Origin of the sequence: Pseudomonas sp. IT-P176, assembly GCF_949767245.1 — a bacterium.
In the GTDB taxonomy this organism is placed as follows: Bacteria; Pseudomonadota; Gammaproteobacteria; order Pseudomonadales; family Pseudomonadaceae; genus Aquipseudomonas.
The window spans coordinates 1-424 of the sequence record NZ_CATKPN010000109.1 but is presented as its reverse complement, the minus strand read 5'-3'; the positions used below and the strand labels follow the sequence as shown (position 1 = coordinate 424).

The window sequence follows — 424 nt, the reverse complement described above, 5'->3', positions numbered from 1 at the left end:
GACCACCCACCAGGCGCGTTCGATGTAGTCGCGGGCCGAGGCCAGCATGGTGCCCCACTCCGGGGTTGGCGGTTGCACGCCGAGGCCGAGGAAGCCCAGGGCGGCGGCATCGAGAATCGCCGAGGAAAAACTCAGGGTTGCCTGGACGATCAGCGGAGCCATGCAGTTGGGCAGCACGGTGATGAACATCAGGCGGGGCAGGCCGGCACCGGCCAGGCGCGCGGCCGTCACGTAGTCACGGTTCAGCTCGCCCATCACCGCGGCACGGGTCAGGCGCACGTAGGACGGCAGGGAGACGATGGCGATGGCGATCACGGTGTTGATCAGGCCAGGGCCGAGGATGGCGACAATCGCCACGGCCAGCAGCAAGGACGGCAGGGCCAGCATGATGTCCATCAGGCGCATGATGGTCGGGCCTAGTAGA

General features: G+C 67.5%; 1 protein-coding gene. It reads right to left on the bottom strand.

Features of this window, described 5'->3' with window-relative positions; genetic code table 11:
• On the bottom strand, nucleotides 1-424 hold a 424-nt coding region (locus tag ACM6IP_RS25170; RefSeq protein WP_414862526.1), incomplete at both ends, for an ABC transporter permease subunit.